The sequence below is a fragment of the Leisingera daeponensis DSM 23529 genome (genome assembly GCF_000473145.1).
Taxonomy (GTDB): Bacteria; Pseudomonadota; Alphaproteobacteria; order Rhodobacterales; family Rhodobacteraceae; genus Leisingera; species Leisingera daeponensis.
In genome coordinates, this window is the sequence record NZ_KI421500.1 from 826603 (window position 1) to 841584 (window position 14982).

14 protein-coding genes are annotated in these 14982 nt (G+C 64.6%); 5 read left to right on the forward strand and 9 right to left on the reverse strand.

Annotation, left to right across the window (positions count from 1 at the left end; genetic code table 11):
• Nucleotides 1-182: 182 nt before the first annotated feature.
• Together ligA and recG are read left to right on the forward strand one after the other, a co-directional pair.
• Nucleotides 183-2402 (forward strand): NAD-dependent DNA ligase LigA, encoded by a 2220-nt coding sequence (gene ligA / locus DAEP_RS0104440; RefSeq protein WP_154665103.1) that lies wholly within the window; start codon nucleotides 183-185, stop codon nucleotides 2400-2402.
• Complete coding sequence (gene recG, locus DAEP_RS0104445; protein ID WP_027243816.1) at nucleotides 2399-4489, forward strand: ATP-dependent DNA helicase RecG; 2091 nt, start codon at nucleotides 2399-2401, stop codon at nucleotides 4487-4489. The genes ligA and recG overlap by 4 nt, the downstream gene beginning before the upstream one ends.
• Before the next feature lie 562 nt (nucleotides 4490-5051).
• On the opposite strand, the gene DAEP_RS0104455 is transcribed toward recG, so the two are convergent.
• Entirely contained in the window at nucleotides 5052-5504 is a 453-nt protein-coding gene (locus DAEP_RS0104455; RefSeq protein ID WP_008556722.1) for an iron-sulfur cluster assembly scaffold protein, read from the reverse strand.
• Between the two features lie 77 nt (nucleotides 5505-5581).
• On the opposite strand from DAEP_RS0104455, the gene hisI reads away from it, so the two are divergent.
• Nucleotides 5582-5953 (forward strand): phosphoribosyl-AMP cyclohydrolase, encoded by a 372-nt coding sequence (gene hisI, locus DAEP_RS0104460; RefSeq protein WP_027243817.1) that lies wholly within the window; start codon nucleotides 5582-5584, stop codon nucleotides 5951-5953.
• 50 nt (nucleotides 5954-6003) lie between these two features.
• Here the strand turns inward: hisI and gluQRS are convergent, their stop codons facing one another.
• From gluQRS to DAEP_RS0104480, 4 genes are all read right to left on the reverse strand, one after another.
• Nucleotides 6004-6864 (reverse strand): tRNA glutamyl-Q(34) synthetase GluQRS, encoded by an 861-nt coding sequence (gene gluQRS / locus DAEP_RS0104465; RefSeq protein ID WP_027243818.1) that lies wholly within the window; start codon nucleotides 6862-6864, stop codon nucleotides 6004-6006.
• Nucleotides 6861-7475, reverse strand: coding sequence for a class I SAM-dependent DNA methyltransferase (locus tag DAEP_RS0104470; RefSeq protein ID WP_027243819.1), 615 nt, complete (start codon nucleotides 7473-7475; stop codon nucleotides 6861-6863). Before DAEP_RS0104470 ends, gluQRS begins: the two co-directional genes overlap by 4 nt.
• A gap of 33 nt (nucleotides 7476-7508) precedes the next feature.
• Complete coding sequence (trmFO, locus tag DAEP_RS0104475) at nucleotides 7509-8864, reverse strand: methylenetetrahydrofolate--tRNA-(uracil(54)-C(5))-methyltransferase (FADH(2)-oxidizing) TrmFO (RefSeq protein ID WP_027243820.1); 1356 nt, start codon at nucleotides 8862-8864, stop codon at nucleotides 7509-7511.
• Nucleotides 8865-9263: 399 nt separating this feature from the next.
• Complete coding sequence (locus tag DAEP_RS0104480; protein WP_027243821.1) at nucleotides 9264-10049, reverse strand: enoyl-CoA hydratase; 786 nt, start codon at nucleotides 10047-10049, stop codon at nucleotides 9264-9266.
• Nucleotides 10050-10107: 58 nt separating this feature from the next.
• Between DAEP_RS0104480 and DAEP_RS0104485 the strand changes: the two genes are divergently transcribed.
• Complete coding sequence (locus tag DAEP_RS0104485; RefSeq protein WP_008553608.1) at nucleotides 10108-10530, forward strand: PaaI family thioesterase; 423 nt, start codon at nucleotides 10108-10110, stop codon at nucleotides 10528-10530.
• Here the strand turns inward: DAEP_RS0104485 and asd are convergent.
• The 4 genes from asd to DAEP_RS0104505 form a co-directional block, all read right to left on the reverse strand.
• Entirely contained in the window at nucleotides 10527-11417 is an 891-nt protein-coding gene (gene asd / locus DAEP_RS0104490; RefSeq protein WP_027243822.1) for an archaetidylserine decarboxylase, read from the reverse strand. The two genes, DAEP_RS0104485 and asd, sit on opposite strands and share 4 nt — an antisense overlap.
• 194 nt (nucleotides 11418-11611) lie before the next feature.
• Entirely contained in the window at nucleotides 11612-12475 is an 864-nt protein-coding gene (gene speE / locus DAEP_RS0104495) for a polyamine aminopropyltransferase (RefSeq protein WP_027243823.1), read from the reverse strand.
• The gene (gene speD / locus DAEP_RS0104500) at nucleotides 12472-12978 is read right to left on the reverse strand and encodes an adenosylmethionine decarboxylase (protein WP_027243824.1); all 507 of its coding nucleotides are present in this window, start codon (nucleotides 12976-12978) and stop codon (nucleotides 12472-12474) included. Before speD ends, speE begins: the two co-directional genes overlap by 4 nt.
• A 245-nt stretch (nucleotides 12979-13223) precedes the next feature.
• The gene (locus DAEP_RS0104505) at nucleotides 13224-13457 is read right to left on the reverse strand and encodes a DUF1127 domain-containing protein (protein WP_008557434.1); all 234 of its coding nucleotides are present in this window, start codon (nucleotides 13455-13457) and stop codon (nucleotides 13224-13226) included.
• Nucleotides 13458-13553: 96 nt separating this feature from the next.
• Between DAEP_RS0104505 and DAEP_RS0104510 the strand changes: the two genes are divergently transcribed.
• The gene (locus DAEP_RS0104510; protein WP_027243825.1) at nucleotides 13554-14957 is read left to right on the forward strand and encodes an aminotransferase-like domain-containing protein; all 1404 of its coding nucleotides are present in this window, start codon (nucleotides 13554-13556) and stop codon (nucleotides 14955-14957) included.
• The last annotated feature ends 25 nt before the right edge of the window (nucleotides 14958-14982 follow it).

Here is a 14982-nt window from a genome sequence, read left to right on the forward strand (position 1 = left end):
CACATAAAACTGTGCCCCCGGTTGTAAAGGCCTGCCGCTTGGCGGGCTTTTTTCATGTCTGCCGGCGGCGCGGGCCGCTCTGACAGAGGCGCTGGACGCGGCGCGCGCGGAGCCTTATCACCTGAAGGGAGAACGAAGAGGGACCGCGCGTGGCAGAGAATTCGGAAAAAGACGTGACCGGCCTGACGGCGGAGGACGCCCGGGCAGAGTTTCTGGCGCTGGAGGATCAGCTGCGGGCGGCGGATCTGGCCTATCACCAGGCTGACGCGCCGGAGATCAGCGACGCCGAATATGATTCGCTGAAACAGCGCTATCGGGCGCTGGCAGAGGCCTTTCCCGACCTTGCAGATGCGGCCACCCATCTGGACGCGGTTGGCGCGCCGGCGGCGTCCGGCTTCGGCAAGATCACCCATGCGGTGCGGATGCTGTCGCTGGGCAATGCCTTTGCGGATGAGGATGTCACTGACTTTGACCGCAGTGTCCGCAAATACCTGGGCCTGGGCGGGGAGGCCGCGCTTGGCTACACGGCGGAGCCGAAAATTGACGGGCTGTCGCTGTCTTTGCGCTATGAGCAGGGCAAGCTGGTTCAGGCCGCCACCCGCGGCGATGGCAGTGTGGGCGAAAACGTGACCGCCAACGCGCGGACCATTTCCGATATTCCGCAAGACCTGACCGGCGCGCCGGAGGTGCTGGAAGTGCGCGGCGAAGTCTATATGAGCCACGCCGATTTCGAAGCGCTGAACGCCCGCCATGCGGAGCGCGGCGGCAAGATCTTTGCCAACCCGCGCAATGCTGCCGCAGGCTCGCTGCGGCAGCTGGATGCGGAAATCACCCGCGCCAGGCCTTTGCGGTTTTTCGCCTATAGCTGGGGTGAGCTAAGCGCGCCTTTGGCAGAAACACAGATGGAGGCGATCGAACGGCTGCAATCCCTCGGGTTCCAAACCAACCCGCTGACCCGGCTGTGCACCAGCGTTGCGGACTTGATTGATCATTACCGCAGCATCGAGGAACAGCGCGCCACGCTGGGCTATGACATCGATGGTGTTGTTTACAAGGTCAACGATCTGGCGCTGCAGGGGCGGCTGGGGTTCCGCTCCACCACGCCCCGCTGGGCGATTGCGCATAAGTTCCCGGCGGAACTCGCCTGGACACGGCTGGAAGCCATCGACATTCAGGTCGGCCGCACAGGGGCGCTCAGCCCGGTGGCGCGGCTCACCCCGGTGACGGTGGGCGGGGTGGTGGTGTCCAATGCCACGCTGCATAACGAGGATTACATCCAGGGCCGCGACTCCAAAGGCGAGGAAATCCGCGGCGGCAAGGACATCCGCATCGGCGACTGGGTGCAGATCTACCGCGCGGGCGACGTGATCCCGAAAGTGGCCGATGTGGACCTGTCCAAGCGCCCGCAACACGCCGAGCCATACCAGTTCCCGCACACCTGTCCGGAATGCGGCAGCCCGGCGGAGCGGGAAGAAGGCGATGCCGTGCGCCGCTGTTCCGGCGGGCTGATCTGTCCTGCTCAGGCGGTGGAGAAGCTCAAGCATTTCGTGTCCCGCGCGGCCTTTGATATCGAAGGCCTGGGCGCCAAGCAGGTGGAGCAGTTCCACAGCGACGGCTGGATCAAGGAACCCGCAGATATCTTTGATCTGCAAGCGAATTATGGCTCTGGCCTGCAACAGCTCAAGAACCGAGAAGGCTGGGGAGAGAAATCCGCCGACAACCTGTTTGCCGCGATTGAGGAAAAGCGCACGATCCCGCTGGCCAAGCTGATCTTTGCCCTTGGCATCCGCCATGCGGGCGAGGTGGCTGGCCGCGATCTGGCGCTGCACTACCGGGACTGGCAGGGGATGGCGGCTGCGCTTGACGCGGCCCGTCCGGCAGCCCTGGCGCACCGCGCCGCGGATGAAGCCGAGGAAGCCGAACGCCAATCCGCCGCGGAGAAGGGCCGCCGCGCCCGGATTTCGGAAACCCGGGCGGCCGCCATCGCCGCCTGCGAGGTGCCGGCCGAGGCCGCCGCCGCCTGGGCCGACCTGATCGGGGTCGACGGCATCGGCGCGGTGCTGGGCCTGTCGCTGTCGGATGCCTTTGCCAACCCGGAGGAGCGCGCGGCCATCGACCGTCTGGTGGCTAAACTGACCGTCGTGCCGCCGGATGCGCCGGCCGCGGACAGCCCGGTGGCCGGCAAGACTGTCGTTTTCACCGGCACATTGGAGAAGATGACCCGCGCCGAAGCCAAGGCCCGGGCCGAGGCGCTGGGGGCCAAGGTCTCCGGCTCCGTCTCCAAGAAGACCGACATTCTGGTGGCTGGTCCCGGCGCGGGCTCCAAGGCCAAGAAGGCGGCAGAGCTGGGGATCCAGACGCTCGATGAAGACGGCTGGCTGGAGCTGATCGCAGGGGCATGAGCGGGCGTCCGGAGATCCTGTTTCCGCTGTTTGCCGGCGCCGAGACCCTGCAGGGTGTCGGCCCGAAAACCGCGCAGAACCTGACGCAGATTGATATAGAAACACCGCGAGACCTTTTGTTTTCGCTGCCTTATTCGGTGGTGGATCGGCGCCGCCGCGATACCATCCGCGGGGTGGACCTGCCCGCCGTGGTGACAGTTGAAGTGACCATTGGCCGCCACCGCCCGGCGCGCAGCCGCGGCGGCGCTTACCGTGTGCATGTGGAGGACGCTGAGACGGAATTTCAGCTGGTCTTCTTCCACGGCCGCAGCCGCTATCTGGAGGCGCAGCTGCCGGAAGGCGCGCGCCGCGTGGTTTCCGGCAAGCTGGAGCTGTTCGATGGCATCGCGCAGATGGTGCACCCCGATCACATGCTGCCGGTGGAAGAGGCGCATGAGATCCCGGAGTTTGAACCGGTTTACAGCCTGACCCACGGGGTTTCGCAGAAAACCATGTACAAGGCCGCGCAAAGCGCGCTGTCGCGGATGCCGCATCTGGAGGAATGGATCGACCCGGCGCAGATGCTGCGGGAAAACTGGCCTGCCTGGCACGACGCGCTGCAGTCTGCCCACGCTCCGCAGGGCCCGGACGATCTGAGCCCGCAGTCTCCGGCCCGGGCGCGGCTGGCCTATGATGAGCTGTTTTCCCACCAGCTGACCCTGGCCCTTGCGCGCCAGACGGAGCGAAAGTCCCGGGGCATCGAAAGCCATGCCACCGGGCGGCTGCAATCGCGTGTTCTGAAGGCGCTGCCGTACAGGCCCACCAACGCGCAGGCGCGGGCGATCGAGGAAATCTCCGCCGACATGGCCTCGCCCAAGCGCATGAACAGGCTCTTGCAGGGGGATGTGGGGGCGGGGAAAACCCTGGTTGCTTTCATGGCGTTGCTGGTTGCCGTTGAAGCGGGCGGGCAGGGGGTGATGATGGCCCCGACCGGGATTCTGGCCCAGCAGCATATAGAAGGCCTTGCGCCGCTGGCCGAGGATGCCGGCGTGGTGATCGAGATCCTGACAGGCCGCGACAAGGGGGCTGAGCGCAAGGCCAAACTGGCGGCGCTGAAGCGCGGCGACATCCAAATACTGGTCGGCACCCATGCGGTGTTCCAGCAGGATGTCGAATTCCGCGATCTGCGGCTGGCGATTGTCGACGAGCAGCACCGTTTCGGCGTGCGCCAGCGGATGGAGCTGGCGGAAAAAGGCAAGGGCGCCGATGTGCTGGTGATGACCGCGACGCCGATCCCGCGCTCGCTGGCGCTGGCGCAATACGGCGACATGGATGTTTCGGTGCTGGATGAGAAACCGCCCGGGCGCAAACCGGTCAAGACCGCCGTCATCAGCACCGAACGGATGCAGGAGGTGGTTGATCACCTGCGCAAGGCCATCGCGGAAGGGCGGCAGTGCTACTGGGTCTGCCCGCTGGTCGATGAGTCGGAGCTGAGCGATCTGACCGCGGCGGAGGAACGCTTCAAGCATCTGCGCGCGGTTCTGGGCGAGGGGATCGCCGGCCTGGTGCATGGTCAGATGCCGCCCGCCGAGAAAGATGCCGCGATGGCGGCCTTCCAGGAGGGCAAGACCAAGGTCCTGGTTGCCACCACGGTGATCGAGGTGGGGGTGAACGTGCCCAATGCCTCGATCATGGTGATTGAGCGGGCAGAGATCTTTGGCCTCGCCCAGTTGCACCAGCTGCGCGGCCGGGTCGGGCGCGGCAGCGCCGAATCGACCTGCCTCCTGATGTATCAGCCGCCGCTGACCGAAGGTGGGCGCAAGCGGCTGGAGGTCCTGCGCGAGACCGAGGACGGTTTCAGGATCTCGGAGACCGATTTGCAGATGCGCGGCGCGGGCGACATGATCGGAACCGCGCAATCGGGCCTGCCGCGCTTCCGGATTGCCGATCTGGAGCGCCAGGCCGGGCTGATGGAGGTGGCGCAAAGCGATGCGCGGGCGCTGCTGGCAGCCGATCCGAAACTGGAAAGCGCCCGCGGCAAGGCGGCACGGGTGCTGTTGTGGCTGATGAAACAGGATCAGGCGATCCGTTTGATTTCAGTGGGTTGAGCCGCGCCCCGTCGCTTGTTCTCCGTCAATGTTCCAGCGTGTTCGCAAATGTTCTCAAAAAGTTCTTTACAGGTGCCGGTAAAAATGAGAACAAAGGGGCAACAAAACTGCCAGAGAGCGAAAACACAGACTGGAGGAGGCCCGAGCCATGATGACACAGATCAAAACCACGATTCAGAATGCCCATTCCACCCTGCTGCAGGACGCCATCGGCGCGGCCTCGCTGATGGTGATGCTGGTGGCGGCGCTGCATCTGCCGGGCCTGCTCTGACCCGCTGTTCCCATTCCTGAATGCCTCTGCCGTGCCGGGCCGGCCCTTTCCTGTCCCGGACTGCTTAAGGGATCAACCGCCTGTTCCGATCCCCGAATGGATTGCCTCAAGATCCAGCCTGGCCCGCCCGGGTCCCGCACAGCAGAGCATGACTGCCGCCGCCATCCTGCCCGGATGCGCGGCGGTTTTTTGTTTGAGGGGCGGATGCAACAGAAAATTCACCCCTGCATAGCTGCAAGGGCGGCCGTGGCGTTCGTTGTCTTTGGCAATCAGTGGCGCAGGACGCCGCCGTCAGGCGCATTGCTCCTTGGCGGCGGTCTGCATCGCTTCCAGGGTGGCGTCCAGCGCCAGCATGATGGAGGCGTGGCGGTTCTTGAACTCGCGCGCGGGTTGCAGAACTTCCAGCCCGTCAAAGGGGGCTTGCGGCACCGGGCCGTCCTGGGTCAGCATTGCCTTCAGCTGGTCGCGGGCGGTCTCCACTTCAGCCAGCGAGCGGCCGATCACATTGGCGCCGACCACAGCCGCCGCGGCCTGTCCCAGCGCACAAGCCTTCACGTCCTGGCCGAAATCCGTGATCCGCCCGTCCTCGACGCGGATGTCGACGGTGACGGTGGAGCCGCAGAGCGGGGAGCGTTTCTTGACCGTGGCATCCGGCGCGTCCAGCCGTCCAAGGTGCGGAATATCCGCCGCCAGCGCCAGAATGCGCGTAGAATACAGCTTGATCAGATCGGATTCGCCAGACATCGCTTTCCCGGGCTTTCCCTGCTTGGTGGTTCCCCATACATAAGGAGCCGAACAGCAGATGCAAAAGGTTTTTGCCCATGTCTATTGCCGCGTCCTTTGATCCCGCCAGCCTGGTTTACAACGATGCGGGCCTGATCCCCTGCATTGCGCAGGACGAGGCCTCGGGCGAGGTGCTGATGATGGCCTGGATGAACGCGGATGCGGTGGCGCGCACGCTGGAAACCCGCCGGCTCACCTATTGGTCGCGCTCGCGCCAGGCGTTCTGGATCAAAGGCGAGACGTCGGGCCACGTGCAGGAACTGGTGGATCTGCGCGTCGATTGCGACCGGGACTGCCTGCTGGCCCTGGTGCGCCAGACCGGCGCGGCCTGCCACACCAACCGCCGGACCTGTTTCTACACCGCGCTGCGGGAGGGCGGCGAGGTCGAGCTGATGACGCCGATGGACTGACCGCGTTCAGGGCGCGGCCCTGACGGGCCGTGCCTCCGGCGGGGATATTTTCAGCCAGAAGAAGCGGGCAGGCCCACCATCCCGCGGATGTCCTGCGGGGTGGCGCCCTCGGCGCGGTACTTCGCAATCGCGCGGGCGTCGTCACGTTTGGCGAGCCGCTTGCCCTGTTCGTCCCGGATCAGCCGGTGGTGGTGGTAGACGGGCGTGGGCAGGCCCAGCAGGCTTTGCAGCAGCACGTGAATCTGGGTGGCCTCGAACAGGTCGGCGCCGCGCACCGCGCAGGTGATGCCCTGATCCGCGTCATCGGCCACCACCGACAGGTGGTAGGAACTGCCCATGTTGCGGCGCACCAGGATGATGTCGCCAACCGTTGAGATCAGTTGCTCTGGGTCCAGTGCATGGGTGCCGGCGAACTCCGGGCCTGTCTCGCTGAAGCTGCGCAGCTCGGCGGTCTGGACGGCCTTTTCCATGTTCAGCCGGATCACGTCGCGCTCCGTAGCCTCGCCGGGCAGGCGGCCGCGGCAGGTGCCGGGGTAGATGCGCCCGTCGGGGCCGAACTGCGGCACGCCTTCCTGCGGCGCGCCCGCCGCGGCCTCGATATCGGCGCGGTTGCAGCGGCAAGGGTAGGTGAGCCCCAGGGCGGTCAGCCGGTCCAGCGCAGCGCGGTAGCGGGGCAGCCGCTCGGACTGGCGCATCACCGGTTGCGGCCAACTGAGGCCCAGCCAGTGCAGGTCGTCATAGATCTGCGCCTCCCAGGCGGTGCGGGAGCGGGATTGGTCGATATCTTCGATGCGCAGCAAAAACCGGCCGCCCGCAGCCACGGCCATATCATGCGCCAGCAGCGCGGAATAGGCGTGGCCCAGGTGCAGAGGTCCGGTTGGCGAAGGCGCAAAGCGGGTGGTGAATGTCACGCTTTCTCAATCACATAGACGGTGGACTTGAGGTTGATTCCGGGCAAGTGGTCGCCGTATTCCTTGAATAGCAGCCGTGCCGCCGAACAGTCCAGCCAGTCATTCAGTTTGCCGGTATAGGCGCGGTCCTCCAGCGCGTGGTCGTTGAAGGAGAAGGCAAACAGCCCGCCACGGTCCAGCGCCCGCATGATCACGTCAAAGGTGGCCGGCGGTGCCGCGCCCTTGCTCAACAGGCCGCAGCCGGCAATAGCGCGGTAGCTGCCCGGTTTCACCGGCGTCTTGTCCGCAATGTCCAGCTGCGTCAGCTGCCGGTAGACGCCTTTGGCACGGGCCTGCTCCAGCATTTCCGGCGATGGCTCCAGCCCGTCAACCGTGCTGTATCCGGCAGCACGCAGCGCCAGGCCGCAGAGGCCGGTGCCGCAGCCGAAGTCGAGGACCGGTGCGTCCGGGTCCGGCAGGTATTTCCACAGCGCCGCGGCAATCCGCCCAGGCGTTGCATAACCGTTTTCCGCGATTTCCGCATCATAGGAAGCGGCCCACCTGTCATAGTGTTCGCGGGTCGCCTCCGGGCTCTTAAGCCCGTAGGACTTATCGAGAAATTTTTCGTTCATGCGGCAATTCTAGCCGCGGGCTCTGCGCAGCGTCTAGGAAAAGTTGCTGAGCCACACCTGCCAGGCTGCCTTGGCGCGGTCGGTATAGGCCTTGTAGCGGTCCTTGCGGCCGCGGCGTCCGCCCTTAAGGCCGTCAACCGGGCGGAACAGGCCGAAGTTCACGTTCATCGGCTGAAACGTCTTGGCCTCGGCGCCGCCGGTGATGTGGTGGATCAGCGCCCCCATGGCGCTGTCCTGCGGCACCTCGGGCAGTTCCCGGCCGAGGATCTCAGCCGCCGCCAGCCGGCCTGCCAAGAGGCCCATGGCAGCGCTTTCAACATAGCCTTCGACCCCGGTGATCTGGCCGGCAAAGCGGATGTTGGGTTTCGACTTCAGCCGCATCTGCGCATCCAGCAGGGTGGGCGAGTTGATGAAAGTGTTGCGGTGGATGCCGCCGAGGCGGGCAAAGCTGGCGTTCTCCAGTCCCGGGATCATCCGGAACACCTCGGTCTGGGCGCCGTATTTCATCTTGGTCTGGAAACCGACGATGTTGAACAGCGTTCCCAGCGCGTTGTCACGGCGCAGTTGCACAACCGCATGGGCCTTGACATCCGGCTGATGCGGGTTGGTCAGCCCCACCGGCTTCATCGGCCCGTGGCGCAGGGTTTCCCGGCCGCGTTCTGCCATCACCTCGATCGGCAGGCAGCCGTCGAAATAGCCCGCGGTCTCGCCCTCGTGGAACTCGGTTTTGTCAGCTGACAATAATGCGTCGATGAAGGCTTCGTATTGCTCCTTGTCCATCGGGCAGTTGAGGTAGGCGGTGCGCTCTTCCTCGGTCTCGCCCTTGTCATAGCGCGACTGCATCCAGGCCCGCGACATGTCGATGCTTTCCGCATAGACGATCGGCGCGATGGCATCGAAGAAGGCCAGCGCCTCTGCTCCGGTTTCAGCTTGAATGGCCTGACCCAGCTGCGGCGAGGTCAGCGGGCCGGTGGCAAAGATCCAGTGGCCGTCTGCCGGCAGGCCGGTGATCTCCTCGTAGGAGACCGTGATATTCGGATGCGCCTTCAGCCTGGCGGTCACGGTTTCGGCAAAAGGCTCCCGGTCCACGGCGAGGGCGCCGCCTGCGGGCAGGCGGTGCTGATCTGCGGTGGTCATGATCAGCCCGTTGGCCTGGCGCATTTCCCAATGCAGCAGGCCCACAGCGTTCTGCTCGTCATCGTCGGAGCGGAAGGAGTTGGAGCACACCATCTCGCCCAGGTTGCCGGTCTGGTGGGCGAAGGTTTCCACCTTGGGGCGCATTTCGTGGATCACCACCTGAACGCCCATGTTTGCCGCCTGCCAGGCCGCTTCCGAGCCGGCCATGCCGCCGCCCACGATATGCAGTGTTTGTGCCGAATGATCTGTCATGCCCGCCACATAGGGCAGGGGACGGGCCTGTGCAACCGGCTTGGGCGCGGGGGCTGCGGCAGAACCGCCGCTGACCGCGCACATGCGCCGTTTGGACGCCAGTTTGTCCTGGTGTCAGTTCGACCTGGTACCAGTTCGACCTGGTATCAGATTGTCCGGGTGGCGGGGAAATTTGGGGCCGCCGCCGCGGGAATGATCGACCGGTGAGAGAGAACCGGCTGGAGGGACCCTTCCGCAGCAGCAGCCCAAATTGTGCAGGCCCGTGACTGTGCGCCGGCCTTGCCCAATCTTTGCCATCTTTCCGCCCGAATTGAAAGGCAGTTGGCTGGCGTCTTATGGAAACAATAGGTTTCGATTGGTAAACAAAGCCTAAAGTTCTCCGAAAATTTTCCGATAAAGTTACTCCTGCCAGTCCGGCGCGCGTTTTTCGATGAAGGCGGCCATGCCTTCGATGGTGTCGCGGTGCATCAGGTTCTCGACGATCACCCCGCTGGTATAGGCATAGGCCTGATCCAGCGGCATCTGCAGCTGCTCGTAAAACGCCTGCTTGCCGATCTTCACTGCCGCGCCCAGTTTCGCGGCGATGGTTTCGGCCAGCTTGGCGGTTTCCGCCTCCAGCGCCTCCAGCGGCACGGCGCGATTGGCCAGCCCCAGCTCCACCGCGCGCGCGGCGTCGACGAATTCGCCCGTGGTCAGCAGCTCAAACGCCTGCTTGCGCGGGATGTTGCGCGACAGCGCCACCATCGGGGTGGAGCAGAACAGGCCGATGTTCACCCCGTTGACGCCAAACCTGGTGCCCTCTGCCGCCACCGCCAGATCGCAGGAGGCAACCAGCTGGCAGCCCGCCGCGGTGGCGATACCGTGGACCTGGGCAATCACCGGCTGCGGCAGGGACTGCAGCCCGGTCATCACGCGGGTGCAGCGGGCAAACAGATCCTGGAAATAGGCCTTGCCGCCATCCTCGGCGCTGCGCCCGGCCGTCATCTGCTTGATATCATGGCCCGCGCAGAACCCTTTGCCAGCGCCGGACAGGATCACCACCTTGATGCTGCTGTCCTCGCGCAAGGCATCTATCTGCTCCTGCAGGGCCGCCAGCATCTCGTCCGACAACGCGTTCAGCTTTTCCGGTGTGTTCAGGGTCAGCCGGGCGATAGCCCCCGTGTCGCAACGTTCCAGAATTGCCATCTTGCTCTCCTCCCAAGGGTTGCGCCAACTCTAGTCAGCGCGAAGGGAAAGGAAAAGCATGGCACTGGCATTTGATGTCGCAGGTCTGACGGATTACCTGCATGAGATCTTTCCGCAGGTGAGGGACGATTTTGCCATTGATGCGATGGATGAGCACGGCCTGCGGATGCGCCTGCTGACCGCGGAGCGTCACCTGCGGCCGGGCGGCACCGTGTCGGGGCCGTCGATGTTTGCGCTGGCCGACTGCGCGATCTACGCGCTGATCCTGTCGCGGCTGGGGCGCGAGGCGCTGGCCGTGACCACCAACTGCGCGCTGGATTTCATGCGCAAGCCGGTGGCAGGCGCCGATGTGATTGCCGAGGCGCGGCTGCTGAAGCTGGGCCGGGTTCTGGCGGTGGCGGATGTGCTGATGTATTCCGAAGGCATGGCGGAGCCGGTCGCCCGCGCCTCCATGACCTATTCGATCCCGCCCAAGCGTTAAAGCGCGGTGGCCAGCGGCTGGCCGACCTTGACCAGGGTTTCCCGTCCCTTGGCGCTGTTGGCTGCCAGGTCGTCCGCAAAGCGGATCCGGCCGGGCTCGAACACCACCACCACGGTGGAGCCGCCGAACTTGAAGTAGCCCTTTTCGTCCATCTTCTGCACCGCGCCTGTGGTGCGGGTGTTGACGATGGCGCCGACGCCAAAGGCGCCGACCTCGACAAAGCAGTAGCTGCCGAAGGTTTCGGTCTCAACCAGCGTCCAGCTGCGCTTGTTCTCGCCAAACACATCCGGCCCGGCCCCCAGCGCAATCGGGTTCACCGAATGCAGCGCGCCGGAAATATCCTCTGACGCTGTGATGTGTCCCGCGGCGGGGAAGTGGTAGCGGTGGTAATCCGCGGGGCACAGCCGCACAATCGCCAGCGCGCCGCCGATGAAACGGTCAGCAATGCCCGGAAGCATGGTGCGGACCGACATCGGGTAGCCCTTGACCGGGACAAAGACATCCTCAGCCAGTTCCGGAAAAACCAGCACGCGCCCGTCCGCGGGGGAGACGATGTCCCGCGGGTCATCGCTGAAGGGACGGGCTTCGGGTTTCAGGTGGCGCACGAAGAAGTCGTTGAAACAGCCGTAGCTGTCAGCCGGCGCCGTGGCCTCCGACATGTCGATCGACAGATCCTCGACAACCTTGGCGATCTTGCCCCTGGAAAACCGCGAGTCGAACCAGGCACCCATCAGCCGGCTGATGAGCGCGGAGCGGAACAGCAGTTTCTCCACCGGCTTTGCGCTGGCGTTCTGATAGGCCCAGCGGATCCATTTCTCGCCCAGCACAACCTCTTCGAAGGTCTCGCCGGTCTCGCGGTCAACAACAAGGATGGGGTCGCGCTGCATTTGGCCTGCCACTTATGAGTAAGATCCTGCCGCGCCTAGCAAAGACTAGCAGTCAGGCCAAGGGGGAATGGCATGCAACGTGCGGGCCGGGGCCGTCCAGCCCGGAGGCAGGCAAGGGCCGAGTGCAGGGCGCACGGGCGGGACAGGTGCTTCAGCCACGAAAAAGGGGGCCGAAGCCCCCTTGTGCCGCCCGCTTAGGGGAACAGCTTTTTCACATAGTTCGGCAAGGCGAACGCGGCCTTGTGAACCTCCGGATTGTAATACCCGGTGTCGATCCCGGCGGCAGCAAAACGCGCCTCCAGCTCTTCAAGGCTCACGTTGCGGGCCTTGTCCGAGCGGCTGCCCCAGCCAAAGGCCATCGGCCCGCCGGCATAGGTCGGCACGGTCGCCATGTAGCAGGAGGCATCCGCAAACAGCGCCTGGAACGCCCGCAGGGTGCCGGTCAGCTCCTCGCCCTGCATGAACGGCACGCCGTTCTGGGTGACGATGATGCCGTCCTCCGTCAGCGAGCGCGCGGCGTGGCCGTAGAAGGTGTCGGTGAACAGCACTTCGCCGGGGCCGATCGGGTCGGTCGAATCGACGATGATCACGTCGAACTTTTCGGTGTTCTCTTTCATGAACACCGCACCGTCGTTGATCACCAGATTGAGGCGCGGATCGTCGAAAGCGCCGTCGCTCAGCATCGGCAGATACTCTTTCGAGAAATCCACCACGCCGCCGTCGATTTCCACCATGGTGACATGCTCGACCGACGTGTGGCGCAGCGCCTCGCGGGCCATGCCGCCGTCGCCGCCGCCGATGATCAGCACGCGCTTTGCATTGCCATGCGCCAGGATCGGCACATGGGTCAGCATTTCATGGTAGATGAAGTTATCGCCTTCGGTGGTCTGCACCACGTCGTCCAGCGTCAGGATGCGGCCGAACTGGCCGTTCTGGAACACTTTCAGGCGCTGGTGCTCGGTGTTGCTGTCATAGAGCATCTCATCGACGCGCAAACGCTGGGCGTAATGCGCGTGCAGGCTCTCGGTGACCCACTCCTTCTTCGCGGCATCGCTCATGCCGCGACCTCCTTGGCGATCAGCTCCTCCCCGCGCAGCAGTTCGCGCACTTCCACCATGTCGGTGTTGAACGCTTCCTTCAGCACGCCGACGGCTTTCCAGGGCTCGGCGTCGCCGCACATGAACACGTCAAACGCGCCATAGCCGATTTCCGGCCAGGTGTGGACGGAGATGTGGCTTTCCGCCAGCACCGCAACACCCGAGACGCCCTGAGGCGAGAACTTGTGGGTGTGGATGTGCAGCAGGGTGGCGCCGCAGACCTCAACACATTTGCGGAAGGCGTTCTGGATGCGCTCTTCGCAGTCCAGGCCGGTGCCCCTCATAACTTCGATGATCAGATGCGTGCCGGCGAACACCTTGCCATCCTTGCGGATGAAATGGTCTTCGCGGTCGGACTCAACAACAGCATCAAGATTCGCGGCAGTTACACCGCGGGCGGTATCTTCCTCATGGGCGCCTGTCTCCAGACCGATCCCCAGTTGGAAGAGGTTGGCGTCTTTCATGGCGCTCCCCTTCGTTCCAGCAGATGACAATCCAGACGGCCCTTAGCGCCCCCCCGGATAAGGGTCCGGGGTTGGGATCGGTGCCGAAAGTGAGGGGGCATGTAGGACCCATGAAAGATTCGTTCAACCTTAAATTTCCGCATAGCTGGTAACGCATGAGCGGGCGGCTCCGGCAGGCGGGGGGAAGCGGGCAAAAAAAGGCCGGGGCGAACCCCGGCCGTCAGGTTGTTCTTTTGCCCAGGGGATCATGGGCGCCAGAACGGAAGAGTGGCTTCATAATGAGCGTCGGCGCGGGACACGCCGATGTCCTTTAGCTGCGCATCGCTCAGGTGTTTCAGCTGGCACCGGGTTCGGTGGCGCAGGCTCCACTTGGTGACCAGCACGGCAAACAGGACAGCCCACTGCGCCAGCACCGGCAGGGCCGGGCGGCTGTTCAGAAAGGACATATTCGATTGTGCCATTTGTGTGTGCTGTGCCATGGGAGGCTTCCTTCGTATTGTGTTGATACAATCCTGTTGATTTGTAGTGATGTTCTGATACAAAGAGGTCGACGCAAAGTCCAAGGATGGATTGTAATGGGTACAATTTGGCCGCAGAGCCTGGCAGGGGCCAAAGGGCCGAAGTACAAAATGGTGGCCGATACAATCCGGTCCGCCGTGGAAACCGGTGGCTTGAAAACTGGTACAAAGCTTCCTCCAGTGCGCGAACTCGCGTACCAGTTGAGCATTACGCCCGGCACCGTGGCCCGCGCCTACAGCATCCTGACCGATGAAGGCGTGCTGGAGGCCGAGGTGGGGCGCGGCACCTTTGTAGCCGAAAAGAAGAAACCGGTGCCGGATGACGTATGGTCGCGGCAGCTACATCTGGCCGAGGCGCGCGATCCTGGCCACGTCAGCCTGTTCAGCCCGCGGATTGCCGACATGGGGCAGGTGGCCGCGGTGCGCGAGGCGCTGCACAAGGTGGCCGAGGGCGATGCGCAAAAATTCCTGAATTACCCGACCCGGGACGCCTATCTGCCGGTGCGCCAGGCCGCCGCCGCCTGGGTGGGGCAATCGCCGGTTGGCACCGTCACCGAAAATGACATTGTACTGACACACGGCGGCCAGAACGGGCTGATGGTGGTGCTGCAAGCCATCCTGGCGGGGCCGCAGCCGGTGATCATGGTCGAGGATCTGACCTATGCGGGCTTCCGCCGCGCGTCAGAGCTGCTGAGGGCGCAAGTGGTTGAGGTGGCGATGGACGAATACGGCATCCGCCCGGATTCGATGGAGCTGGCGATCCGCAAGACCGGCGCCACCGTCTTGTGCACCAGTCCAGAAGTGCACAATCCCACCGGGCTTTACACGCCTTTGGAGCGGCGCAAGGAAATCGTCCGGATCGCCCGCCGCCACGGGGTGCAGATCGTCGAGGACGACTGCTACCGCCTCGGCGAGGCGCGCGCGCCGGGCTACCGGGCGCTGGCGCCGGAACTGGCCTGGCATGTGTCCTCGATTTCCAAGATCCTGACCCCCGCCCTGCGCGTCGGCTTTGCGCTGGCGCCGGAGGGGCGGGCTGCCGATCTGCGGCGGGTGGCGGAACACGGCTATTTCGGGCTGGCGCAGCCGCTGGCCGATCTGATCCGCATCCTGCTGACCGATCCCCGGCTGCCGGGGCTGGTGGAAAAGGTGCGCGCCGAGATGGCCCGTTATGTGCGGGTGGCGGTCAATGCACTGGGCGGCTTTGACCTGACCTGGAACCCGGATGTGCCGTTCCTGTGGCTGCGGCTGCCCCCGGGCTGGCGGGCGGCGGCCTTCACCCGCGCGGCAGAGGCGAACGGGGTGCAGGTCCGGTCCGCAGATGAATTTGCCCTGCGCGACGGCCGCGCCCCGCACGCGGTGCGCATCGCCGTCAATGCCCACGTGCCGCTGAAACGCTTTGAGGAGGCGATGCTGCGCCTGCGTGCCCTGCTGGACAACCCGCCGGAGCAGATCAGCGTCTGAATTTATGGGGTAATATAGTACCTAT